At 68.5% G+C, this 24,893-nt stretch carries 13 protein-coding genes; 9 read left to right on the forward strand and 4 right to left on the reverse strand.

Going from position 1 to position 24,893, the window contains the following annotated elements:
• Positions 1-35 precede the first annotated feature (35 nt).
• The 4 genes from FHS02_RS11830 to FHS02_RS11845 are packed head-to-tail and all read left to right on the forward strand — an operon-like array spanning position 36 to position 8,694.
• Positions 36-2,264 carry a TonB-dependent receptor gene (locus FHS02_RS11830; protein WP_137313601.1) on the forward strand — a complete coding sequence of 743 codons (2,229 nt, stop codon included), beginning with the start codon at positions 36-38 and terminating at the stop codon, positions 2,262-2,264.
• A 12-nt stretch (positions 2,265-2,276) separates the two neighbouring features.
• Positions 2,277-5,432 carry a hybrid sensor histidine kinase/response regulator family protein gene (locus FHS02_RS11835; protein WP_137313602.1) on the forward strand — a complete coding sequence of 1,052 codons (3,156 nt, stop codon included), beginning with the start codon at positions 2,277-2,279 and terminating at the stop codon, positions 5,430-5,432.
• Entirely contained in the window at positions 5,429-6,331 is a 903-nt protein-coding gene (locus FHS02_RS11840; protein ID WP_137313603.1) for a diguanylate cyclase domain-containing protein, read from the forward strand. Before FHS02_RS11835 ends, FHS02_RS11840 begins: the two co-directional genes overlap by 4 nt.
• A gap of 14 nt (positions 6,332-6,345) precedes the next feature.
• On the forward strand, positions 6,346-8,694 hold the full coding sequence (locus FHS02_RS11845) for a DNA polymerase II (protein ID WP_217496964.1): 2,349 nt from the start codon (positions 6,346-6,348) through the stop codon (positions 8,692-8,694).
• 383 nt (positions 8,695-9,077) lie between these two features.
• Here the strand turns inward: FHS02_RS11845 and FHS02_RS11850 are convergent, their stop codons facing one another.
• Positions 9,078-10,526, reverse strand: coding sequence for a M28 family peptidase (locus FHS02_RS11850; protein WP_137313604.1), 1,449 nt, complete (start codon positions 10,524-10,526; stop codon positions 9,078-9,080).
• A gap of 235 nt (positions 10,527-10,761) precedes the next feature.
• On the opposite strand from FHS02_RS11850, the gene FHS02_RS11855 reads away from it, so the two are divergent.
• The 4 genes from FHS02_RS11855 to FHS02_RS11870 all read left to right on the forward strand — a co-directional run bounded on the left by FHS02_RS11855 (position 10,762) and on the right by FHS02_RS11870 (position 15,648).
• Positions 10,762-12,081, forward strand: coding sequence for a GGDEF domain-containing protein (locus FHS02_RS11855; RefSeq protein ID WP_221403835.1), 1,320 nt, complete (start codon positions 10,762-10,764; stop codon positions 12,079-12,081).
• Between the two features lie 177 nt (positions 12,082-12,258).
• Positions 12,259-13,059 (forward strand): HDOD domain-containing protein, encoded by an 801-nt coding sequence (locus tag FHS02_RS11860; RefSeq protein ID WP_137313606.1) that lies wholly within the window; start codon positions 12,259-12,261, stop codon positions 13,057-13,059.
• A 455-nt stretch (positions 13,060-13,514) separates the two neighbouring features.
• On the forward strand, positions 13,515-14,141 hold the full coding sequence (locus tag FHS02_RS11865; protein ID WP_137313607.1) for a LysE family translocator: 627 nt from the start codon (positions 13,515-13,517) through the stop codon (positions 14,139-14,141).
• Positions 14,142-14,202: 61 nt separating this feature from the next.
• On the forward strand, positions 14,203-15,648 hold the full coding sequence (locus FHS02_RS11870; RefSeq protein ID WP_229422596.1) for a pyridoxal phosphate-dependent decarboxylase family protein: 1,446 nt from the start codon (positions 14,203-14,205) through the stop codon (positions 15,646-15,648).
• On the opposite strand, the gene FHS02_RS31510 is transcribed toward FHS02_RS11870, so the two are convergent.
• Positions 15,645-17,735, reverse strand: a complete 2,091-nt coding sequence (locus tag FHS02_RS31510; RefSeq protein ID WP_137313608.1) for an ATP-grasp domain-containing protein — start codon at positions 17,733-17,735, stop codon at positions 15,645-15,647. The genes FHS02_RS11870 and FHS02_RS31510 overlap by 4 nt on opposite strands.
• A 110-nt stretch (positions 17,736-17,845) precedes the next feature.
• Between FHS02_RS31510 and FHS02_RS11880 the strand changes: the two genes are divergently transcribed.
• Positions 17,846-19,645 carry a pectinesterase family protein gene (locus FHS02_RS11880; protein WP_175424784.1) on the forward strand — a complete coding sequence of 600 codons (1,800 nt, stop codon included), beginning with the start codon at positions 17,846-17,848 and terminating at the stop codon, positions 19,643-19,645.
• A 45-nt stretch (positions 19,646-19,690) separates the two neighbouring features.
• On the opposite strand, the gene FHS02_RS11885 is transcribed toward FHS02_RS11880, so the two are convergent.
• Positions 19,691-21,343, reverse strand: coding sequence for a GH35 family beta-galactosidase (locus FHS02_RS11885; RefSeq protein ID WP_137313609.1), 1,653 nt, complete (start codon positions 21,341-21,343; stop codon positions 19,691-19,693).
• A gap of 7 nt (positions 21,344-21,350) precedes the next feature.
• Complete coding sequence (locus tag FHS02_RS11890; protein ID WP_137313610.1) at positions 21,351-24,431, reverse strand: TonB-dependent receptor; 3,081 nt, start codon at positions 24,429-24,431, stop codon at positions 21,351-21,353.
• Between the last annotated feature and the right edge of the window lie 462 nt (positions 24,432-24,893).

Here is a 24,893-nt window from a genome sequence, read left to right on the forward strand (position 1 = left end):
GAAAAGCGCGGCGTGTCCTACCTGAAAGAGAAGCAATGCAACATCATCGGGGTTACCCCACCTTGCTGGCCGCCCTGGTGGCCGCAGCCTGTTCCAGTGCCGCGCATGCGCAGGCCACGGACGGGCCAATCCAGGAAGTCGTCGTCACCGCGCAGCGTACCGCGTCGCTGGAATCGAAAACCCCGGTCGCCATGAGCGTGCTGTCCGGCGAGGCGCTGCGCGAAGCGGGCTTCGACAGCCCGGCCGAACTGGCCAAGCGCCTGCCCAACGTGCACCTCGACGGTGCCGCGGACGGCCTGCGCATCACGATCCGCGGCGTGTCCAATTCGGACGCCACCGACAAGGGCGACCCGTCCGCCGCCTTCATGCTCGACGGGATCTATATCGCCCGCCCGCAGAACCAGAACGGCCTGCTGCTGGACGTCGACCGCATCGAAGTGCTGCGCGGCCCGCAGGGCACGCTGTACGGCCGCAATACCACGGCCGGCGTCATCAATGTGATCTCGCGCGCGCCCACGCGCGTGCTGGAAGCGGAATTCGGTGCCGATGCCGGCAACTACGGCAGCCGCAAGGCGAACGGCATGCTGAACGTGCCCGTCGCCGACTGGCTGGCGCTGCGCGCCGCCGTCGCCGTCGACCGCCACGACTCCTACCTGCGCAACGGCCAGGGCACGCGGCACACGCTGGGCCAGGATGCCGACAGCCGCAGCGTCCGGCTCTCGGCCAAGGCCACGCTGGGGCCGGCGGCGTCGCTGCTGCTGCGCGCCGACCACTCCAGCAACCACTACAACGCGGACAGCTTCGTCTCCGACAACAACTTCTTCCGCAATGCCGACAGCGGCAACCCCGTCTGGTACGGCGCATCGGCCGGCGACCGGCTGACGAACCGCTTCGTGCCGCCGAACATGGTGCCGGAACAGGGCTGGGCGCGCAGCCGTACTTCCGGCATCGGTGCCGAATTCACGTGGAACCTGGGGCCGGCCACGCTGTACTACCTGGGCGCGCACCGCGAGTTCGACCTGGACTTCCTGACCAACTACATCTACCGCGTGACGCCGGCGACGACGCTGGGCGTGCGCCAGGTCTACACCGGCGGGCAGCGCCAGGATTCGCACGAAGTACGCGTGGCCAGCAACGGCACCGGCGCCCTGTCCGCCCAGGCCGGCCTGTACTGGTTCGACGAGCGCTCGCATTCGAACTACGCGTTCCGCGACCTGATGCCGATCGGCTTGCCGCCTTACTACGCCTACCCTTCCGATCCCACCCTGGCGAAGAGCCGCGCCGCATTCGGCCAGCTCACCTGGCGCGTCACCGGGCAGCTGCGCGCCACCGCCGGCCTGCGCTACACCCAGGATGAAAAATCGCGCGTCGGCGCCACCAGCTTCCAGCAGGGTCCCGTATTCAACCCGGCCACCGACTTCCAGTTGCCGAATGCGGCGCTGATCGAGACGGACAAGCGCACCTGGCGCCTGGGTCTCGACTACGACCTGGCCCCGTCGACCTTCGTGTACGGCACGCTGTCCACCGGCTACAAGGCGGGCGGCTTCAACGACGGCTGCGTGGCCGGCATCACGCTGGGCGTGGCCTGCCCGGCGGCGACCGCGTTCACCCCGGGTTTCCTGTACTACCAGCCGGAGACGCTGAAGGCCCTCGAACTGGGTGCCAAGACGCGCTTCTGGAACAAGCGGGCCAGCCTGAACGTGGCCGCGTTCAAGTACGACTACACCAACCTGCAACTGTCCGGCAATGCGATCATCGCCGGCGCGCCACGCTTCATCACCACCAACGCCGGTGTCGCCAGCGTGCGCGGCCTGGAGCTGGACGGCAAGGTGCAGGCCACGGCCGATGACCGTTTCACGTATGGCCTGACGCTGCTCGATGCGCATTATGTGTCGTACACGCCGGACGGCGTGCAGTCGTGGGACGGCCGCAAGCTCGACCGTGCGCCGTCGCACGTGCTGTCCGCCGGCTATGAACGCCGCGTGCGGCTGGCCGGCCACGAAGTGCGTGCCGGCGTCAATGCGCGCCGCAGCGCGGCCTACATGATCGGCGTGCCATCGCGGCTGGTGCAGTACCGCATCCCGGCCATGTCGACGGTGGATGCCACGCTGGCGTGGCGGCCGGACGATGCGCCGTGGTCGGTGGCCGCCTATGCGCACAACCTGGGCAACAAGATCGCCCCTGCCACGATCGACAGCTTCGGCATGTCGGTGCCGGGCGCGCCGCGTACCTACGGCGTGCGCCTCGACTACCGGTACCAGTAAGCAAGGCCCCGCATGCGCCAGCACCGCCGGCTCTTCCCCCCAGGCTGCCGGGGCGGACCATCCCCGCGCGCTTTCCTTGCCGCCCTGCGCTTCGTGCTGGCCGCGGCGGCCTTCGGCTGGAGCGCCCTGGCCTGGGCCGCGCCGGTGCTGCTGGACGACGCGCTGGACGAAGTGGACGCATGGTCGGCCATGACGATGCTGCCCGACCCGGAACGGCGGCTCGATGCGGCCGCCGCGCTGGCGGCGCGGGACCGGTTCGCGCCGCCGGCGACGGCGCGCGGCACCACCGGCAAATACCAGCGCGTGCTGTGGCTGCGCATCCCGGTGCGGGTGCCGCAGGGAGCCGACGGCCAGTGGGTGCTGGCACTGAATTACGCGCTGCTGGGGCGCGTCGATACGTGGATCGTCACGGACGGCCGTCCCGGCCACCACATGGCCGCCGGCAACCGGCTGCCGCCGCCCGGACCGCACATGGGCGCGCGTGTTCCCGCCTTCGTGCTGGCGCTGTCGCCGGGCGAGCACACGCTGCTGCTGCGCGTCGAGGCGCGCGGCCCGATCATCCTGCCGGTACGCCTGGAGAAAGCCGCGCATTTCCACCGTACGGAACTGCTCGAACAGATGGTGCAGGGCCTGCTGGCCGGCCTGGCGTTGTGCCTGCTGGTCTACAGCCTGTCGCACTGGGTCACGCTGCGCGACCACACGTTCGGCAAGTTCGCGCTGGCCACGCTGGGCCTGGCGCTGTACGCCGTCGACTTCTTCGGCGTCGGCCAGCAGTTCCTGTGGCCGGGCAGCCCCTGGCTGATCGAGCATGCCGGTGGCATCACGGCGATGATCGCCTCGTGCGGCTCCTACCTGTTCGTCGAGCAGGTGCTGGCGCGGCGCGGCATGGACCGCCGCTTCAGCCTGCTGATGAAGGGTTGCGCGGCGCTGATGGCGCTGACCGCCCTCACCTATGGGCTCGACATCCTGCCCATGAACGGCCTGCTGGTGGTGGTCTCCACGCTGGGCGCCGCGCCCAAGCTGTTCGGCCTGCCCGGTGCCTGGCGGCTGATGCGCCGCGGCGATCCGGTGGGCTGGTATTTCACGACCGGCTGGGTCCTGTCGTTTACCGGCGCGGTGGCGTTCGGACAGGTATTCGCCGGCGAGCTGGAAGCCACCTTCTGGACCATGCACGCGCTGCAGCTGGCCAGCGCCGTCGACATGCTGCTGTACGTGCGCATCCTTGGCCTGCGCACCGAGGGCCTGCAGACGGCGATGCTGCGCGCCGAGGCGGCGGCACGGCTGAAATCGGAATTCATGGCCAACATGAGCCACGAGATCCGCACGCCGATGAACGCCATCCTCGGCATGAGCCGGCTGGCGCTGATGGCGGGACCCGATGCGCGCCAGCGCAACTACCTGTCCAAGATCCACGGCGCCGGCGAACACCTGCTGGGCATCATCAACGACATCCTCGATTTCTCGAAGATCGAGGCCGGCAAGATGACGCTCGAACAGGTTCCGTTCGACCTGCATGCGCTGCTCGACAACCTGGCCAGCCTGGCGGCGCCGAAACAGGACGGGCGCCCGGTGGCACTGGCGCTTCGCGTCGGCCCCGGCGTGCCCGCGGCGCTGGTCGGCGATCCGCTGCGGCTCGGCCAGGTGCTGCTGAACCTGGCGGGCAATGCCGTCAAGTTCACCGAACGGGGCGAGGTGGTGGTGGCGGTCGAGCTGGAGGAGCGACCCGCCGGCCATGCGGCGGCCGGCGCCAGGCTGCGCTTCTCCGTCAGCGATACCGGCATCGGCATCAGCGAGGAGCAGCAGGCCATGCTGTTCCACGCCTTCAGCCAGGGCGACGCGTCGGTGACCCGCCGCTACGGCGGCACCGGCCTGGGCCTGACGATCTCGCAGCAGCTGGTGCAGCTGATGGGCGGGCGGATCACCGTGCACAGCCGGCCCGGCGTGGGCAGCACCTTTACGTTCTGCGTCGAAATGGGCATCGCCGCCGCCGGCTGGGATGCCGCGGCCGGTACCGGCGGCGCACCGCCGCGCACCCGCGACCTGGCGCGCCTGGACGGCGCCAGCGTGCTGCTGGTGGACGACAATGCCAACAACCGCGAGGTGGCGCTGGACTTCCTGTCCGCCGCGCCGCTGCGGGTCGAGGTGGCCGTCAACGGCCGCGAAGCGGTCCGCATGGTCCAGGAACGCGACTATGACCTGGTGCTGATGGACATCCAGATGCACGGCATGGACGGCCTGACGGCGGCGCGCCGCATCCGCGCGCTGCCCGGGCGCGGCAACCTGCCCATCGTGGCGATGACGGCGCATGCGCTGGCCGGCGACCTGGAGAAGAGCCTGGCGGCCGGCATGAACGATCACATCGTCAAGCCGATCGACCCGGACCTGCTGTTTGCCGCGCTGCTGCGCTGGATCGACCCGCAGCGGCTGGCCGACCGTGCCACGCAGCCGCTGTCGGCCGCCGAGCAGGAGTTGGTACCTGCCGGGCAGCAGGCGGCCCGGCAGGTGGCACATGAGCCGGCCCCGCTGCCGGCGCTGCCGGGTGTCGACTGGCAAGCCGCGCTGGCCGGCGTGGATGGCCGGCGCGCCCGGCTGGGCAAGCGGCTGGACGGCTTCGTGCGCGAATACGCACAGGCGCCGGCGGCGCTGCGCACGGCGCTGGCGGCCGGCGATCGCGGCACGATCGCGACCCTGGCGCACAACCTGAAGTCGAGCGCCGTGTACATCGGCGCCACGGCGCTGTCGCAGGCGGCCGGCAGCGTCGAGCAGGCATTGCGCGCCGGCGACGCAAGCCGGGCGGACGACATGCGGCCGGACGGCGACGGCCGCCACGACCCGCTTGCCGCCCTGGTGCCGGCGCTGGCGGGCACGCTCGGGACAGTGCTGGCCGGCCTGGCGCCGCTGGTGGCGGTGCCGGCCGTGGAACCCGCGGCGGACGGCACCGCCGGCCTGCAGGCGCTGCTGCGCGAGCTGGCCGCCTGCCTGCGCGCCGACGATGCCCGCGCCGAAGACCTGCTGCACGCGCTGCGGGGGCAGCCCGCCGCGGCCGCCCATGATGCTTTGCTGACAAGTATCGGCAAGGCGGTGGGCGATATCGAGTATCATGCGGCAATCCAACCGCTGGCCCGCCTGGCGCATGCGCTGGACACGACCCTCGAAGATCCCGCATGAATCCCTTGCAAAAAGTGCTGGTGGCCGACGACGACCCGACCAACCGCGCGGTGCTCGCCGAGCTGCTGAAACCCGAGTACACGGTACTGCTCGCCAAGGATGGCACGCAGGCGCTCGAACGCGCGGCGCGCCACGTGCCCGACCTGGTCCTGCTGGATGTGATGATGCCGGACCTGGACGGCTTCGAAGTGCTGCGCCGGCTGCGCGCCGACCCGCGCACGGCGGACATCGCGGTGATCTTCGTATCCGGCCTGGGCCGCCCCGAGGACGAGGCGCAGGGCCTGAAGCTGGGCGCCGCCGACTATATCGCCAAGCCCTTCAACGCCACCGTGGTGATGGCGCGCGTGGCGCTGCACCTGCAGATGGTGCGCCAGCGCCGCATGCTGGAACACCTGGCGCACGTGGACGGCCTGACCGAACTGGCCAACCGGCGCCGCTTCGACGAGGTGTTCGCGGCCGAATTCGTGCGCGCCCGCAAGCGCGCCACGCCGCTGTCGGTGGCCCTGCTCGACATCGACGCCTTCAAGCAGTACAACGACCATTACGGCCACCCGGCCGGCGACCGCGCGTTGCGCGCCGTGGCGCGAACGGCCGCGGCGTGCGTGCGCCGGCCCGGCGACCTGGCCGCGCGCTACGGCGGCGAGGAACTCGTGCTGCTGATGCCGGAAGCGGATGCCGGGGTCGCGCGGGCCGTGGTGGACCGGGTGCGCGACGCACTGGACCGGCTGGCGATCGGCCACGAGGCATCGCCGGTGGCGCCGGTGCTGACCGTCAGCGCCGGCGGCGCCACGCTGCTGCCCGGCGAGGACACGACGGCGCTGTTCGCCGCCGCCGACGCGCACCTCTACCGCGCCAAGCAGGCCGGCCGCAACCGCGTGGTGTGGCGCAGCGCGCCTTGACCGACGTGGACGGCATGCAGGAAGGCTTCCTGCTGACCCGCCACTGGCGCGATACCGATGCCGGCACCGAGGTCGAATTCTGGATCGCCACCGACGCCGGACCGCGCCGCGTGCGGCTGCCGCCGCAGCCGTCGGTCGCCTTCATCCCGGCCGAATGGCAGGAAGCGGCGCAGGCCGTGCTGCGCGCCGAGCGCGGCTGCGAGTTGCGGCCGCTGGCGCTGCGCGACTTCCGCCACCGGCCCGTCGTCGGCCTGTACTGCCGCCATTACCGGCAGTTGCTGAAGCTGGAAAAGCGGCTGCGCGAGCATGGCATCGACGTCTACGAAGCGGACGTGCGGCCCCACGAGCGCTACCTGATGGAGCGCTTCATCACGGCCCCGGTATGCTTCGGCGGCGAAGAGCGCGACGGCGTAATCGCCGATGCGCGGCTGAAGCCGCACGACAGCTACCGCCCGAAGCTGCGCCTGGCGTCGCTCGACATCGAAACCACCGCGCACGGCGACCTGTACTCGATCGCGCTCGAAGGCTGCGGCGCGCGCGACGTCTACATGCTGGGGCCGCCGAACGGCGACGCCGGCGGCATCGACTTCGACCTGACCTACTGCGCCGACCGGCCGGCGCTGCTGGCGCGGCTGAACGACTGGATGGCGCGCCACGACCCGGATGCGGTCATCGGCTGGAACGTGGTGCAGTTCGACCTGCGCGTGCTGCACAAGCATGCGGAACGCTTCGGCGTGCCGCTGCTGCTGGGCCGCGGCGGCACGCCGATGGAATGGCGCGAGCACAGCAACGGCCAGCACTTCTTCGCCGCCGCGCCGGGCCGCCTGATCATCGACGGCATCGAGGCGCTGCGCTCGGCCACCTGGAGCTTCGCGTCGTTCAGCCTGGAGCACGTGGCGCAGACGCTGCTGGGCGAAGGCAAGGCGATCGACAATCCATACGACCGCATGGACGAGATCAACCGCATGTTCGTGGAGGACAAGCCGGCGCTGGCCCGCTACAACCTGAAGGACTGCGAACTCGTCACGCGCATCTTCGCGCATACCGGCATCCTCGACTTCCTGCTGGAGCGCGCCAGCGTGACAGGCCTGCCGGCCGACCGCAGCGGCGGCTCGGTGGCCGCTTTCGAGCATTCCTACCTGCCGCTGATGCACCGCGCCGGCTTCGTGGCGCCGAACCTGGGCGACGTGCCCAACGCGGACAGCCCGGGCGGCTTCGTGATGGATTCGCGCTCCGGGCTGTACGATTCGGTGCTGGTGCTGGACTACAAGAGCCTGTATCCGTCCATCATCCGCACTTTCCTGATCGATCCGGTCGGGCTCATCGAGGGACTGCGCGAGCCCGAGCCCGATACCGTGCCGGGGTTCCGGGGCGCGCGTTTTTCGCGCAAGACGCACTGCCTGCCGGAGATCGTCACGCGCGTGTGGCAAGGCCGCGAGGCCGCCAAGCGGGACGGCAACAAGCCGCTGTCGCAGGCCCTGAAGATCATCATGAACGCGTTCTACGGCGTGCTCGGTTCGTCCGGCTGCCGCTTCTTCGACCCGCGGCTGGCGTCGTCGATCACGATGCGCGGCCACGAGATCATGCACCGCACGCGCGAGCTGATCGAGGAACAGGGCTACCAGGTGATCTACGGCGATACCGATTCCACCTTCGTGTGGCTGGGCCGCGCCCACGGCACGCGGGAAGCGGACGACATCGGCCGCGCGCTGGTGGACCGCGTCAACGGCTGGTGGCAGGCGCAACTGCGGGAAGAGTTCGGGCTCACGAGTGCGCTGGAACTGCAGTACGAGACGCATTACCGCCGCTTCCTGATGCCGACGGTGCGCGATTCCGACGAAGGCAGCAAGAAGCGCTACGCCGGCCTCGTGCTGCGTGCCGGCGGCGGCGACGACATCGTGTTTAAGGGCCTGGAAACGGTGCGCACCGACTGGACACCGCTGGCCCAGCAATTCCAGCAGACGCTGTACGGACTGGTCTTCCGCGGCGAACCGTACCGCGACTACGTGCGCGACTACGCCGAACGGATGCTGCGCGGCGAGCTGGACGAGCTGCTGGTCTACCGCAAGCGGCTGCGCCGCGCGCTGGGCGACTACGACCGCAACGTGCCGCCCCACGTGCGCGCCGCCCGCATCGCCGACGAAGTCAACGCCGCCCAGGGCCGCCCGCTGCAATACCAGAACCGCGGCTGGATCCGCTACCTGATGACCACCGCCGGCCCCGAACCGCTGGAACGGCGGCGCTCGCCGATCGATTACGGGCATTACCTGGACCGGCAGCTGCGGCCGATCGCCGATGCGATCCTGCCGTTTTTGGGGGATAGTTTTACGGGGCTGACGAGCCGGCAGCGGGTGCTGTTTTAGTTAAAACAGCACCCGCCAGGTGCTGGTGTCGGACACTTTTTTCGGGCGCTTGATCCGGAAAAGGTGTCGGACACCGGTGTTAGCCGGATGTCGCAGATAACGGTGGATCAGCAGGGGGCGGAGCAAGGGTTTCGAGGAGCATGCTCCTCGCCTGCGCAGCGGTGCTCCCGTGCACGGGAGCACTCCTTCCTGTCCCCGGTAAGTGTTGGCTTGCAGCCCTGTTGATAGCGTGGCGAGGGGACTGACCCCGGTTTTTGCGTGCGCCGTCGCAGCGCCGGCAAACACCGGGGTCAGTCCCCTGGATCAGCGCCAGCGTCCAAGCTTGCAGCCGCGGACCGGCGGGGACAGACCCCTGTGACGCATACGCCAACCGCGACTTCTACTCACTCCCCCATCAACTTCCTGCCCGCCTCCCGATACGGCGCCGCTTTCGGCACATTGGTCCACTGCGGCCGGGCCGGATCGTTGGCGATGTCCTGCAGCCCCAGCGCGACCATGCGGGTGATGCGCGCCATGTTGTCGTAATCGAGCTTGCTCCAGTCGTCGTCCTTGCCGTGGTAGTCGGGGAAGCCGAAGGCGACGGCCAGCGTGTGGGCCGGCACGCCGACGTCGGCCAGCGCCTGGTTGTCGCTGCGGGCGAAGTAGCGGTCGCTGTTGGCGGCGTGCTTCCACAGCCGCACGCCGGAGCGCTCGCCGGCCTTCTTCAGGTAGTCCGGGACCGTCGAATAATCGAAGCCGGTCAGCGTGGCCGTGCCCACCTGGGCGCCTTCGCTGTCGTCGGTGCGGCCGATCTGTTCCAGGTTCAGGTGCGCCACCGTGTCCTTCAGCGGGAACACTGGATGGCGGCCGTAGTAGCGCGAGCCCAGCAGGCCCAGTTCCTCGCCGAACAGCGCCATGAAGACGATGCTGCGGCGCGGGCGGGCCTTGTCCGCGGCGAGCGCGGCGGCGATGTCGATGACGGCCACGGTGCCGCTGCCGTCGTCGTTGGCGCCGTTGTGGATTTCACCGTTGCGGATGCCCAGGTGGTCGTAGTGCGCCGTCAGCATCACGTAGGTATTCTTCAACGCCGGATCGGCGCCGCGCAGCACGCCGATGACGTTGCGCAGCTTCGCCGCACGCAGCTGCGGCACGCCGATGGTGGCGGCGACCGTGGTCCCGGCACTTTCCAGCGCGGCCGCGGCGGCCGCATCGTGCAGCACCACGACCGGCGCGGCGCCGGCCGGCGCCACCTGCTCCGGGTCGATCAGCCAGCCCTCGCCGCGGTTGCGGTGCTGGCCCCGCGTATCGACCAGCACCACCAGGGCCGGCCGCGCCTTCAGCGCGTCGCGCAGCACGTCGGCGGCGTCGGGCACCGCCGCGGCCGGCACCACGAGGACCTTGCCGTCCACCTGCGGCCCTGCCGCCAGGGCCTCCTGCCACGTCATCCGCACGACACCCGTCGCGCCCAGCGTCACCGGCTGCACGAAGTTGGCGGTGGCTGCCGAATGCGGCACGGCGATCGTCTTGCCGCCGGCCTGCACGGTGAGCGTGAAATCCCCGGCATTGCGCTGCGCATGCTGCCAGTTCGCCGTCTGGAAGTAGCCGTCGTCGCCGGCCGCCTCCAGGCCGGCGCGGCGGAATTGCGCGGCGATGTATTCGGCCGCCAGGTCCAGTCCGCGCGACGGCGTGCCGCGTCCTTCCAGCAGGTCGGACGAAAGGAACGACAGGTGGCCGCGCAGCGAATCGGCCGAGATGCGGTCGGCGGCGGAGCTGGCGGGGACCTGGGCACCGGCGCCGGGGGCGCCCAGCGACAGGCTCGCTGCCAGGGTCAATGCGGAGAGGGAGAGACGCATGCAATCGCTTTCAGGATAAGCAGAAAATGCAATATTGCATGGGAGTTGTCGGCTGGTCAATCCTGCGCAGCGTGCGGGCGGGATTCGCTACCATGTTGCATCATGCACACATGTCGAGTAACGATTCTATAAATATAGTTGCTTCATGGAAATCCAAAGAGTATCGTCGCCTGGCCTCCTCTGATAATGGTTTCACGTGAATTCGACTCCCGCCCACCGCCGCATGCACCGTACGATGCACCGGGTTATCGCCGCTCTGGCGATGGCCACCATCGGCCTGCTGGTCTGGCACCACTACGGCATGGAACGCGTGATCGACCTGACGGCGCGGCCCGACGTCCGGCGCGACGTGATGGACGACCGGTGGATGGGCGGTACCAGCCGGGTGACGCTGGAGCGCCGTGGCCATGCAATGACGATGCGCTGCCAGCTGGCGCGCACGATCGACTGGCCGGCCTGCAAGTACCAGTTCGCCATTTCCGATACGGGAGCCGGCATCGACCTGTCGGAGTTCGAGAGCGTGACGTTCGACGTGTCGTATCGCGGACCGGGGCGCCGCTCGCTGCGCCTGATGGTGCTGAACTATGAACCGGACATGTCGACACTCGACAATCCGATGTCGCAGAAAGTCAACGAAGTCGAGTTCGAGGTGCCCGCGTCCGGCATCGTGCGCGTGCCGCTGAATGTGCTCCACACGGCGACCTGGTGGATCGACTACATGAAGGTGCCGCTCGACGGCACCGACATGCGGATCGATAACGTGACGCGCGTCGAACTGCTGACCGGCGCCACCAGCGCTGGAGGCGAACACGTGATCGAACTGCGCTCGCTGCAGTTCCATGGCAAATGGATCACCAGCGACGAAATGTATATGGGATTGATGGCGGCCTGGATCCTGTGCGCGGTCAGCTGGCCGGTACTGGCCGCGCTGCAGCTGCGCCGGGAACTGGGCGACAGCGGCCGGCGCCTGGCCCTGCTCGGCGAGATCAATGCCGCGCTGCAGCTGGAAGCGCGCGAGCTGGTCGAGCAGGCCAACACCGATCCGCTGACGGGGGCGCTGAACCGGCAGGGATTGCGCACGGCGCTGATGAGCACCGCGTCGCTGCTGGCGTCGCCGATGGCCGTCGTGTTTGCCGATATCGATCACTTCAAGCGCGTCAACGACGGTCACGGCCACGATACCGGCGATGCCGTGCTGCGCGCGTTCGCCGCGGCGATCCATGCCGAGATCCGCAGCAATGACAGGCTGGTGCGCTGGGGCGGCGAGGAATTCCTGATCGTCTGCCCCGCCACGGGTGCGGAACAGGCGCGGCAGCTGGCCGAGAAGCTGCGCGCCACCCTGCACAGAGCGGCGTGGCCGGCCGGCCTGAGCGTGACGGCGTCGTTCGGCATTGCCGCGCGCGCCCCGGACGAAGATATCGGCGCGGTGATCAAGCGTGCCGACGAAGCCCTCTACGCGGCGAAAGCGGCCGGCCGCGATTGTGTCGTGGTGGACGGGGCCACACCGGCGCCGGAAGCGTGGGCGCCCCAGCCGAGCGGCCGGCATTACGACTGACGGAAGCCCCCTGCCCTGGCGCAATCCGGGCGGAATGCGCGGGCGATGGCACTTGCATTTCCGCAACAACCAGAATTAATCTTAAGCAATCTTTTGGCATTTCCCGCGAAATCAGGGCTTACACTGGGTTCACCGGCGGCAACCGAACAGGCCGCACCGATCAACCGAGAGACCCCGATGCCTACGCTTACCCAATTCTTCGCCGACGTTAAACTGCCCGTGATCCCCGAAGTGGCGCATGCCCTGATCGCCACGCTCGATGACGAGGATGCTTCGTCGAAAAGCGTCGCCGCCATCATTGCCCGCGACCCCGCGCTGACGGCCAAGCTGATGCGCCTGGCGAACAGCGCCCGCTTCGGCTTCTCCCGCGGCGTCGCCTCGCTGGACGACGCGGTGGCACTGGCCGGCATGTCGCACATCCGCACGCTGGCGCTGGCCGCCTGCTTCGCCGAATCATTCCCGCAACTGCCGGGCCTGGACTCCGGCGAGTTCTGGAAAAGCAGCATGGCCTGCGCCGGCTATTCGAAATGGCTGGCGACGGGACTGGGCATCGACGGCGGCGAAGCGTGGCTGGCCGGCATGATGCTGCGGCTCGGCGAACTGCTGATCTACCAGGTCGCGCCCGCCCAGTTCGCGGAGATCGAGGAACAGCCGCATCTGCCGGGCGGCCGCTGGGAACGCGAGCAGCGCCTGCTGGGCTTCTCGGAAGGCCAGATCACGGCCGAACTGGGCCGCCGCTGGAACTTCCCCGCCAAGATCGTGCACGCCCTCGAGAGCTCGTCCGACCCGCTGGCCGCCCGCCCGTTCTGCCAGCTGGCCGGCGTGATCCACCTGGCCAGCCTGCTGGCCGACACGCCCAGCGACGACCCGGAAACCATCGGCACCCTGCCGGCCGACGTGGTCGACGCGCTGCAGTTGCGGCGCGAGTGGATGATGGCCAGGTTCCCGTCGCACGAATCGTTTTCGGCTGCGCCTTGAGGTAACCCTTGCGCGTCGTTCGCTCAAACGACAGCTGTTAGCTGCGGAACACCGGTGTCAGACACCTTTTCTGGGGCCCCTTCCAGAAAAGGTGTCTGACACCGGTTCTCGTCCGCCGCGTGTGTCACCATGCGTCGCGTATACTCGCCCCTTTCCCTCGCGTGAGGTAGCGGGCTGGCAGTAAAAAAACGGAAGTCGCGGATAGCCGGGGAGCAGCAGGGGTCTGTCCCCGCCAGTCGGCGGCTCCAGCCCCGGTCGCAGGCGTCAATCCAGGGGACTGACCCCGGTTTTCGCATGCGCTACCTTGGCGCATGCAAACACCGGGGTCAGTCCCCTCGTTCCATGCTGGCGTCCAGGTTTGCGGCCAGCGACTGGCGGGGACAGACCCCAGTACTCATCCGCCAACCGCGACATCGTACATACCGTATACTCGCCCCTTTCCCCGCGAGTCCCCGATGCTGACCCCCGACCAGTTCTTCCCCTTCCTGCTTGCCGCGATCGTGCTGACGGCGTCGCCCGGCCCCGATAACCTGATGGTGCTCGGCATGGGCATGTCGAAGGGGCGCAGGCAGGGCATCGCGTTCGGCCTTGGCTGTGCGTTCGGATGTCTCAGCCATACGGTGCTGGCGGTGGTCGGTGTCAGCGCGCTGATCGCCGCGTCGCCGACCGCGTTCACGGTGCTGAAGGTGGCCGGCGGCCTGTACCTGGTCAAGCTGGGCTGGGGCGCGTGGCGCCATGCGGGCGCGGTGAACGTCGCCGCCGTCGGCGTGCCGGCCGACTCCGCGGCCCGGCTGTTCTGGAAAGGCTGCCTGGCCAACGCGATCAATCCGAAGGTGATCCTGTTCTTCCTGTCGTTCCTGCCGCAGTTCGTGGTGGCCTCGCGCGGCGATGCGCCGTGGCAGCTGGCGGCGCTGGGCGTCACGTTCACGCTGCAGGCCGCCGTGCTGTTCGGCCTGCTCGGCTGGTTCGCCGGCGCGATCGGCCAGTGGCTGAGCCGCAAACCGCGCGCCGGCGTCGTGCTCGACCGCGTGGCCGGCACCGTGTTCATCGCGCTGGGGCTGAAACTGATCGTCTCGCGGTAAGACTGCGCCAGGCGGGCGCGCCGGTACAGTATAGTGCCGCCATCCCCAGACAGGAGCCGCCATGGCCGAGCACAAGACTTCCCTCGATCCCGACGACTGGGCCGCGCTGCGCGCGCAGGGCCACCGCATGCTCGACGACATGTTCGACTATCTCGAACAGTTGCGCGAGCGCCCCGTGTGGCAGCCGGCGCCGGCCGAGGTGCGTGCCAGGTTCCAGGCGCCGCTGCCGCGCGCCGGCAGCGACATCGCCGGCCTGCACCGTGCCTTCATGGAAGACGTGCTGCCGTACGCGGTCGGCAACGCGCACCCCGGCTTCTTCGGCTGGGTGCATGGCGCCGGCACGCCGGTCGGCATGCTGGCCGAGATGCTGGCGGCGGGCCTGAACGCGAACGTCGGCGGCCGCGACCAGATCCCCGTCGAAGTGGAGCGCCAGGTCACCCGCTGGATGGCCGAACTGTTCCGCTTCCCGGCCGGCGCCGGTGGCATCTTCGTCACCGGCACGTCGATGGCGAACATGATCGCGGTGCTGGTCGCGCGCCGCCGCGTGCTGGGGCTCGAGGTCCGCGATGCCGGCCTGGCCAGGCTCGGGCACGGCCTGGTCGCATACACGTCCGCCGCGGCGCACGACTGCATTGCCCAGGCGATGGACCTGACCGGCATCGGCCGTGCCGCGCTGCGCCTGGTCCCGCTCGACGATGATTACCGGATGGACACCGTGGCGCTGGAACAGGCGATCGCCGCCGACCTGCGGGCCGGCCTGCGGCCCTTCTTCGTGGCCGCCACCGCCGGCACGGTGGACACCGCCGCCATCGACCCGCTGGCGCGCGTGGCGGCGATCGCGCAGGCCAACGGCCTGTGGTTCCATGTCGACGGCGCGTTCGGCGCCATGGCGATGCTGGCACCCGAACTGGCGCCGCTGCTGGACGGCATCGAACGGGCCGATTCGATCGCCTTCGACTTCCACAAGTGGGCGCAGGTGCCGTACGACGCCGGCTTCGTGCTGGTGCGCGACGGCGAACTGCATCGCCAGACCTTCGCCGCCGCTCCCCGCTACCTGAAGCGCGAGCCGCGCGGCATGGCCGGCGGCTCGCCGTGGCCGTGCGATTTCGGCCCCGACCTGTCCCGCTCGTTCCGCGCACTGAAGACATGGTTCACGCTGCAGGCCTACGGCGCCGACCGGATGGGCGCCGCGATCGCCGGCACCTGCGAACTGGCGCGCTACCTGGCCGGCGAAGTAGGCAGGCGCCCGGCCTTCGAGCTGCTCGCGCCGGTGGCGTTGAACATCGTGTGTTTCCGCTACAAGGTGGCCGGCCAGGATGTCGACGACTTCAATGCCGCGCTGGTGGCGGACCTGCAGGAGGCCGGCATCGCCGCGCCGTCGCTGACGACGCTGCGCGGCAAGGTGGCCATCCGCGTGGCGATCGTCAACCACCGCAGCGAGCGGCGCGATATCGATGCGCTGCTGACGGGACTGGAGGAGCTGGCGGCGCGCAGGTTGCGCGGTTAGCGGCGCGTGCGGGCGTTTTCCAGCATCCGGCGGAATGCCGTGAAGATCTTGCGCATGGCCGGCTTCTTGTACGGGTAGGTGGCTTCGTCGTCCATCGCGTGCACGATCATCGCGTTGTCCACTTCGAATACCAGCAGCCTGCCGTCCGGCGTTTCGGCGCAATCCATGCCCACGTACTGCAGGCCGATGCGGCGGTCGATCTCGGCCAGCGCGGCGCGGTGGCGTGCCGCGAACGTGGCATCGAACTGCGCCATCGCTTCCGCTTCCAGCGCGCGCTTGGCCGCGCTCTCGCCCATGCCGGCATTCAGGTAATGCACCATCCAGTGTTCGGAGCTGGCGAAGTGCGCCAGGTACGGCACGCCTTCGACCAGCACCACGCGGTACTTGCCGAACAGGCCGTTGGCGCCGCGGTAGTCGACGAAGCGCGACAGGTAGAAACTGTCGGCCGGTACCCGCTCCAGGTAGGCCGCCAGGCCGGCCGGCGTATCGATCTTGTCGAGGTCGTGGCCCGCGTGCGATCCCAGCGGGCGCACGATCAGGGGGAATACGCCGTCCGGCAGCACGTCGGTCAGTGTCTCCGGCGCGGCGGCGAGGGCCGCGACCCGCGCGCGCGCCAGCCGCACCGTCTGCGGCATTTCCACGCCGTCGATGCCGCTCAGCGCATTGCAGGCGCCGTCGCGCGACAGCACGGCGATCCGGTCCGGCCCGTTGATGACCGGCCGCGGCCAGCCGGCGATCCATTCGGACAGCCGGGCCAGCAGCGGCTGGTTGGCATCGTTCTCGCCCATGCAGACCATCATCACGTCGTGCTCGGGCACCACGTCGGGCCAGGGCGCATCGGCCGTCACGTACAGCATTTCCAGCGTCACGTCCGACTCTTCCAGCAGGAACTCGATCGGCGTATTCGCCATCAGGTCGCCCAGGCCCATGATCACCAGCAGGCGCAGCATCTCGCCCTGCCGCGCCGGCAGCGTGTAGTGCGGGCGGATGCGCACCGCCTCGGCCTGCACGTCCATCGCCACGTCGCGATCGCCCGTCAGCTGCAGCGTGATGGCGAAATCGAGGTAGGCATTGGCATCGAGCTGGTCGGATTCCGCACGCGCCAGCAGCGCCTGGGCCACCGGCGCCATGTCCACCTTGTTGAAGGCGCGGCGCATCAGCGGTGCCGTGCCCACCAGGGGTGCGAACGGCAGCGCGGCGGCGGCCACCTGCGGATCGGCTTCGCGCGCCACGTCCGGCACGAAGCGCTTCAGCAGCGCCAGCTTGCCGGCCAGGCGCGGCGCATCCCAGCGCGGCGCATAGTCGACCGGCGCGGCGCCGTCGAAGGCCCGCACCGCGTACGGGCGGTCCGACAGCACGATGTGCGCGTACAGCGCGAACGCTTCGGCGAAGTCGTCGAGCGGACTCTGCGCGCCGAACGGCGTCAGCCAGGCGGTGCCTTCGATGGCTTCGTAGGTGGCGGCGGGATCGGCGCCCGCGCGCCGCAACGCATCGTCGGCCGGCACGATGCCGCCCGCCTCGTCGACCCGCCAGGACAGCGGCAGGAACGAGTATTCGCCCTGTGCCTCGCCGGCCCACCAGTCGGGAATGAAGCGGCGGCCGGCGGCCAGCGCCTTGCCCGCCTCGTGCAGCAGCACCAGGCGCAGCGCATTGGCGCGGGTGTCGGCACCGGCTTCCTCCACGCGCACCTCGACCAGCGATGGGGACGCCGGGAACGCGGCGCTGGCGCGCGCGCTGGCCCAGCCGTTCGCGGTGACGTCCGCCAATTCGCCCGCATCGAGCAGCGTGGCGATACCGAGGAATTCACCGTCGGGCGTGAGCACGAGATCCGTCAGCGCCTCGCGCTCCAGCCCTTCCACGACATAAGCCCCCAGCCAGCTGGTGTGCAGCCGCGCCAGCACGGCCGGCGGCAGGCTGGCCAGCGCCCGATCGACATCCTCGTCGAAGCCGGCCGCGGTGGCGAAGGCGAGTCCGGCATGCGATGCGCGCAATGCGGCAACGAGGTGCTCCGGCGCGGGACCGTGGCGCCGCTCGGCCGGTTGCTGGATGGCGTCGTTCCAGAAGGCGATTTCCGGGCTGATGATCATGGTTGCGAGGACGGTGGTGGTGGAAGGTCCAGTATACGACGGATGATCGAGCGCTTGAGCGCAACTGGCCGCCGGGCCGCTCTACAATGGGAAAAACATCGAGGAGACCCATGAGATCCGCTGCCACGGCCCGTTCGCTCACGCTTGCCCCTGCCCTTGTCCTTGCCCCTGCCCTTGTTGTCGGCTGCTGCTTCGTCCAGCAGGCTGCCGCCGTCGAACTGCTGCCGCGCGCCGGCGCGACCGGCGTCAGTCCGGATACGCCGCTGCGCATCGTGTTCGACGCGCCCCCGGTGCCAGGCACGCGCGGGCAGATCCGCATCTACGATGCCGCCGACGACAGGCTGGTCGATACGCTCGACCTGTCGATCCCCGCCGGCCCGACGGCGCGGCGCACGGCACCGCGCGCGCCCTACCTCGCCCAGGCCTACCCGTACGGCGGACCGCGCCGCACCAATGCCGATACCAAGCCCGGTACGCCGACGCCCGGCGTCGACCCGGCACCGGTGAACCCGCCGGGCGACTACCAGCTGACGATCATCGGTGGCTTCACCGAAGGCTTCCACTTTTATCCGGTGATCGTGCGCGGCAACACGGCCTTGATCACGCCGCACCACAACCTGCTCGCCTACGGCAGGACGTACTATGTGCAGGTCGATCCGGGCGTGCTGGCGGGCGATGGTTTCCAGGGCATCACGGGCAAGCAATGGCGCTTCGCGACGAAGCGGCAAGGCCCGGCGAAAGATGCGGCGCTGGTCACCGTCAGCGCGGCCGGCGACGGCGATTTTTCAACCGTACAGGGCGCGCTGGACCACGTGCCCGACCGCCCCGACCGATCGGGAAAACGCACGACGATCTTCGTGAAGAATGGCGACTACGAGGAGATCGTCTACTTCCGTAACAAACGTGGCTTGAGCATCGTCGGCGAGGACCGCGACAAGGTGCGCATCCACTACGCGAACAACGAGGTATTCAATCCGCATCCGCTGAACGTGGCGACCAATGAACTGCCCGGCACGTTCCCTTCGCGCCGCGCCGCCTTCATGGCCGACAACGTGGAGGACGTCGCCCTTGTCAACCTGACGATCGAGACCACGGCGAAAGGCCAGGCCGAGGGACTGCTGCTGAACGGCGCGCGCAACATCGTCACGCACGTGACGGTGCGCGGCTCGGGCGACGCCCTGCAAACCAACGGCAGCGCGTACTACAGCGACTTCAGCCTGGTCGGCGACGGCGACACGATCCTCGGGCGCGGCCCGGCCTACTTCCGCGCCTGCGACATCGGCTCGAAGGGCGCATTCATGTGGATCAGGAATACCGCGGCCAATCACGGCAACGTGTTCGTCGGCTGCCGCTTCACGGCGATCGGCGGGCCGACCGAGATCGCCCGCCTGCCGGACAACAAGGGCAGGAATTATCCGTACGCCGAGGCGGTGCTGATCGATTCGACGCTGGACGGCATCAGCCCGGCCGGCTGGGCCGACGTGGGCGACGGCGCCACCCATGCGAAGTTCTGGGAGTTCAATTCGCGCGGAGTCGACGGCAAGCCGGTCGATGTCGGCGCCCGCCACCCGCGCTCGCGCCAGCTCGATGCCACGCGCGATGCCGCCGTGATCGCGCAGTACCGCGATCCGGCGTTCGTGCTGGGCGGCTGGAAGCCGGCGCTGGCGCCGCTCATCCTGGCACAGCCGAAGGCCGCCGCCAACGGTGGCGCCACACTGAGCGGTGGCACCACGCTGTCCGTGCGCGCCGCCGGGGTGCCGGAGCCGGCGTACCGGTGGTATCGGGACGGCAAGCCGCTTGCCGGAGCTTCCGGCGCGGTGATGCCGGTGCGGGAACCGGGCAGGTATACGGTCGAGGTGTCGAACGACAGCGGGAAGGTCGTCAGCGAAGCCGTGACCGTCGGCATCTGAAACAAGGTGGCGGCCGGCCGTCGCGGCCTGCCGCCACCGTTGCCGTCACCGATAGCGGTACAGCTTCACCTTCTGGATCGTGAATCCGTCGCCGGCCGGCAGCCGGATATGCCGCCCCTGGTGCGTTTCGTCGCCGTTCAGCCAGCGGCCTTCCTGCCAGCGGCCGTCGACGAAGCGCCCTTCCGTGACCTTCTCGAACCCCACGCCGGTCTGCGGGCCGGCCGGATCCTTGAACACGACCGTGATGCCCTTGCCGGCGACGATGAATTCGTCGTCGCCGGTCTGGATCACGAGCCCGCCGCGCTCCTCGAACTCCGCGGTCTCGGTCTTGCCCCACTGGTTCGCGAAGCTGACGTCGAGGGTGTAGCCGCCCAGCCTTGTCTGCACATTGGCCGTGCTGACCACGCCGTCATACGACACGTCGGCCTTGAAGCCGCGCATGCGGTCGCGCCCCTGCGCCGCCAGGATCAGCGGCGCCAGCTGCCTCAGGATCGCATACGCCCCGGGCAGGTTGTCGACCTTCGGGTCGGCAACGGCATCGATGGCGAATGGCGAGTAGCCGATCGCATCGAGCTCGCCGATCATGTAGAGCGCGTAGGCGCCCTGCTCCGGCCGCCCGGCGCGGTTGGCTTCGGGAATGAACAGCGGATTGTCCGGCCGCCTGAACTGCTTCGCCCAGTGGATGAAGTTGGGCATGTAGGTATCGATGGCGAGAATGTCGATGGCGGGGCCGGCCGCCTTCCACACATCGAACAGGTGCGGCAGCGGTCCGGCGCTGGGGTATTCGCCGGGCTTGCGGCCGGGCCGGTTCAGCGCCACGTTGACGAACATCGGCAACGCGTATTCCGTCTTGCCGGCGGCGGCCAGGCCGTTCGCGAACGCGGCGTAATGCCAGGCCTGGAATACCTCCTGCGCTTCGACCGAGTCGCCGAAGACTTCGGTCCAGCTGCCGGCGGAACGGCTGCCGCGCGCTTCCCACAGGCTGCGCACGTAGGGATGCAGCGTGGCGCGGTGCGCCGCCAGGTACGACAGCAGCGTGGACGGCACCGGCTGGGCCAGCGCGGCATCGGCCAGCGGCCCGAAGTCGCGCACGTCCGGCAGCATGCCGATCTCGTTTTCCACCTGCACCATGAGGACGGTCCGCTGCGGGTCGGCCTGCTTCAGGTGCTTCATCAGCGCGGCGAACGCCTTGCGGTCGGCATCGAGCGTGTTGCCGGAAAACGGCGTCAGGATCTCCTGCGGTTCGCCGGCGCGGTTGCGCGTGCGCGGGAAACGCTGGTGGTCCTTCTTGACCCAGGCCGGCACGTAGGTCGACATCGAATTCTTCCAGGCGCCGAACCACAGCAGGACAAGCCGCGTGTCGTTCGCGCGGGCCTGCTTGAGCATGCCGTCGAGGATGGTGAAATCGAATTTACCTTCCACCTGCTCGACCTGGTCCCACTCGACGGGCGCGAGCAGCGTGTTCAGGCCCGTGGCCTTCAGGCGCGGCCACAGCTTCTCGAGGTAAGGCAGGCTGGAGGCGGAGGAGTTGTACAGTTCGCCGCCGAGGACGAGGTAAGGCTTGCCGTCGACGATCAGTTGGGATGTGGTGCCCTGCTTCTGCAGGGTGGGGATGGGACGGTCGGCGGCGGTGGCGCCCAGCCCGGAGAGGGCGAGCGCCACCGCCAGCACGACGGTCCTCGCGAGAGGAACCGTCATGCGCGCCTTAGAACTTCATGCGCAGGCCGAGGGCGAAGGTGCGGCCCGGGTCGTACTGCGACATCGTCGCGTTCCCGTACTGGAAGTAGCCGCTGCGCTTGGCCTTGTTCAGGTTGACGATGTCGAACGTCAGCATCGGCAGGCCTTCGCGGTCGAAGATCTGGTCCAGCTCGAAGCTCGACGAGAAATCCAGCTGCTTGTAGTCGCGGCCGAACAGCGCCGCCTTCGTGATGCCGCTCTGGTTGGCGTTGGCCACCTGGCTGCCCTGCGAGTACGTGTGCATGAAGCGCAGCATGTAGCCGTAGTTCTCGTAGTACACGCCGAAGTTGTTGGTCTTCTTCGGCACGCCCAGCGCGATGAAGCCGGAAGAACCTTCGCCGCTGGCCTTCTGGTTGATCAGCGTGAGCGTTTCGTTGATGCCGAAACCGCGCCACGGCAGGATCTTGTCGAGCGGCTGCACCCAGCCGATTTCCAGGCCGCGGATGCGCAGGATGCCGTCGGCGTTACGAGGGCGGGTCATCACCACGGTGGCGTTGTTCGGGCCGCCGCGCGAATCGATCGCCAGCTGCTGCGCCGGGATCAGCGTGTTGTAGTTGATGCCGTACTGGGCCAGGTTGGAGAACGGCATCGAGATGTTCTCGTTCACCGTGAAGCCGTTCAGCCGCTTCTGGAACGCCGTCACCGACAGGTAGCCTTCGCGGCCCGTGTACCAGTCCACGCCCAGGTCGATGTTATCCGACAGGTACGGGTTCAGGCCTGGATTGCCGATCGTGCCCACGTCCGCCGACACCGACGAGAAGTTGATGCCGGGGCGCAGGTCGTTCGGGTTCACGCGGGTCATGCTGCGCGAGGCGGCGGCGCGGAACACCACGTCCTTGGTCAGGTCCAGCGCGATGGTACCGGAAGGCAGCGTGTTGCTGTATTCCGTGTTCTGGTACACCCACTGGCTGATGTTCGGGTACTTGCTGCCGTTCAGCGTCAGGTTGGCGTTGCGCGGATCGGACGTCGAGTTCAGCGAGCCCACCTGCTGCTCGGTGCGCACGTAGCGCACGCCGGCATTCCAGCGCAGGTTGTAGCCGGCCGGCTGCAGTTCGCCGTTCGCTTCCACGTAGATCGCCTTCGACTTCTCGCGGATGTAGCCGGCGCTGGCGCCGGTCGACGACGCGCCCGAATCCGGCGCCGTGCTGTTGTAGAACTCGTAGTTCGAGTCGTTGCGGAAGCGGTCCCAGTCCAGTGCCAGGTGGCCGTACGGGCCCGGCATCAGGTAGTTCTGCACCGCGGCGTTCGGGATCAGCGAACCGCCGTAGGTCAGTGCCGCGTTCTGGCCGGCCGTGTAGCCGGTGCCGTAGCCTGGATACAGGCCGGCAGCCGATGCGCCCGGCGTGGAGGCGCCGTCGCATGGCGGCGCGCCGTTCGGTCCCTGCAGGAATACGCTCGGGTTGTTGCCGCAGACGGCAGCCTGCCATGCGGCCGAGTTGTCCTGCGCGCGGATGGTGCGGTTGATGTCGTCCCAGGCGAAGCCGGTGCGGATCGTCAGCTTCTTGTCGCCCCACGCCATGTTGGTGTGGAAGCCCTTGGTCTCCGTTTCGCGCAGTTCGTTCTGGATGTTGACGCGGCCGCCCACCCACTGGTAGCTGGCCGGGTTGTTCAGGTCCAGGTTCGACACGATCGACGGCACGCCGCCGTTGTTTTCATACGTGATCGTGTTGCCGCTGTTCGGCGCCGTGATCGGCATGATGGTCGGCGCTTCGTGCGTGAAGCGGCTGCGGTTCCAGTTGCCGGACGCGTCGAACGTCAGCTTCGGCGTGATCTTCCATTCCACGCCCGGGTTGATGCCCAGCAGGTCGACCTTGTCGCGGCGCGGGCCGAATTCGATGAAGTTCAGCGCGTTGGCGAAGGTGCCCTTGGTGACCACGCAGCCGTCGGCGCAGTCGCTGCGGTCGACCGCCATGTTCAGCGGGATCGACCCATTGTTGCGCACCGCCCACGTGTAGGCATTGCGCTGCATGTCGTCGTCCTTCTTGCTGTACATCGTGTCCAGGTAGAAGTGCAGGTCTTCGGTCGGACGGTATTCGCCGGCCAGCACCACCGAGATCTTGTCGCGGGTGCCGTAGTACTCCATCGTGCGGCCCAGGCGCGGCACGATCGCGTTGTCGATCTGGTCGATCGACAGGCCCGGATTGTTCGCCAGCAGGAATGCCTGGTTAATGGCGGTGCCCGCCACCAGCCCGTTGCCGGCGTTGGCCGGCACGACGGCCGGAATGGTCCAGTTGCCGCCGCCGGTCGCGTTGCGGGTCGGCGAGTTGCTTTGCGCCGCGGTCAGGTTCGGGTTTGTCCAGCCGACCGTCTCGAAGCCGCTGGTGCGGTTCTGCTGGCGCGAGAACGACACGCCGCCCAGCAGGCCGAACTTGCCGCCCCACGTGTTCGACGCGATCACATTGCCGCGGAAGCCGGCCTTGTCGGCGATCTGCTGCTTGGTGCCCGTCAGGCCCATCGACAGCTGCCGGCCTTCCTTGTCGAACGGACGCGCGCTGCGCAGGTTGACGACGCCGGCGGCGCCGCCCTCGATCTGGCCGGCCGTCGGGCTCTTGCTGACGGTCAGCTTGGTGAACAGGTCGGTCGGCAGCAGGTCCAGGTCGACTTCGCGGTTCGTGTTGGCGCCGTCGATCGGGCCGGACGAGGCCACGGCGATCGGCGAGTTGTTCAGCAGGATCTTCGTAAACGAGGAACCCAGGCCGCGGATCTGGATCGTCATGCCCTCGCCCGTCACGTCGCGCGCCACTTGCACGCCGGGTACGCGGCTCAGCGATTCGGCCAGGTTCTTGTCGGGGAATTTGCCGAGGTCCTCGGCGTTGATCGAATCCTGGAAGCCGACGGATTCCTTCTTGTCGCGCGCGGAAGACAGCAGGCTGTTGCGGTAGCCCGTGACCTGCACGGTCTGCATCGGCGCCTCGGCGGCGGTAGCGGTATTCGGGGCGGTAGGTGCGGTAGTAGCGGTGGTGTCCTGGGCGTAAGCCTGGGCGATCATGCTTGCCATCACGGTCAAGCCGAGCGCGACACGCCGGCCGGCGGTCGTTCGATGATTCATGGTCTGTCTCCTGTTTTTATCAGCACTGCCGTGCTATCTGTTGCCTTTTGGTAGCACAGCGGAACCGAGTTTAGGAGTCGCACGAAACAAAGTCAACATTTTTTAACATCGTTTGTTAAGCGCTACCATTTGCGCAACACCTCGTCCCCGCTGAGCAATTTCCCCTATGACAGAGCATGATTCCGGTGGTCAGGCCGGTGTGATATGCGCAACCATTTGGTAGCGCATATCAATTGTAAAAGCGTCATCTACGGTTACCTGACATCAAAATTCTAAAAATAGGGACGGACCCTGGTTTTTGAGGAAACACCTTCGGTAAAACAGGGACGGACCCTGGTTTACGGGAAACCGCTGGCGGGAGGCGCAAAAAAAGGCAATGGGATGGACGCCCCCTCCGAAACGGCATCGATGTGCCAAAGTGGAAGTGTCAACAAGCCACGATATCGAGGGAGGCGTCATCAT

The sequence above is a fragment of the Pseudoduganella umbonata genome (assembly GCF_014192225.1).
Lineage (GTDB): Bacteria > Pseudomonadota > Gammaproteobacteria > Burkholderiales > Burkholderiaceae_D > Rugamonas > Rugamonas umbonata.

Bases quoted from the DNA above. Each gene is read 5' to 3' on its own strand.
- FHS02_RS11835 (WP_137313602.1), top strand. From the start codon at position 2,277: ATGCGCCAGCACCGCCGGCTCTTCCCCCCAGGCTGCCGGGGCGGACCA.
- FHS02_RS11840 (WP_137313603.1), top strand. From the start codon at position 5,429: ATGAATCCCTTGCAAAAAGTGCTGGTGGCCGACGACGACCCGACCAAC.
- FHS02_RS11855 (WP_221403835.1), top strand. From the start codon at position 10,762: ATGCACCGGGTTATCGCCGCTCTGGCGATGGCCACCATCGGCCTGCTG.
- FHS02_RS11890 (WP_137313610.1), bottom strand. From the start codon at position 24,431: ATGAATCATCGAACGACCGCCGGCCGGCGTGTCGCGCTCGGCTTGACC.
- FHS02_RS11880 (WP_175424784.1), top strand. From the start codon at position 17,846: ATGAGATCCGCTGCCACGGCCCGTTCGCTCACGCTTGCCCCTGCCCTT.
- FHS02_RS11885 (WP_137313609.1), bottom strand. From the start codon at position 21,343: ATGACGGTTCCTCTCGCGAGGACCGTCGTGCTGGCGGTGGCGCTCGCC.
- FHS02_RS11850 (WP_137313604.1), bottom strand. From the start codon at position 10,526: ATGCGTCTCTCCCTCTCCGCATTGACCCTGGCAGCGAGCCTGTCGCTG.
- FHS02_RS11865 (WP_137313607.1), top strand. From the start codon at position 13,515: ATGCTGACCCCCGACCAGTTCTTCCCCTTCCTGCTTGCCGCGATCGTG.
- FHS02_RS11845 (WP_217496964.1), top strand. From the start codon at position 6,346: ATGCAGGAAGGCTTCCTGCTGACCCGCCACTGGCGCGATACCGATGCC.
- FHS02_RS31510 (WP_137313608.1), bottom strand. From the start codon at position 17,735: ATGATCATCAGCCCGGAAATCGCCTTCTGGAACGACGCCATCCAGCAA.
- FHS02_RS11870 (WP_229422596.1), top strand. From the start codon at position 14,203: ATGGCCGAGCACAAGACTTCCCTCGATCCCGACGACTGGGCCGCGCTG.
- FHS02_RS11830 (WP_137313601.1), top strand. From the start codon at position 36: ATGCAACATCATCGGGGTTACCCCACCTTGCTGGCCGCCCTGGTGGCC.
- FHS02_RS11860 (WP_137313606.1), top strand. From the start codon at position 12,259: ATGCCTACGCTTACCCAATTCTTCGCCGACGTTAAACTGCCCGTGATC.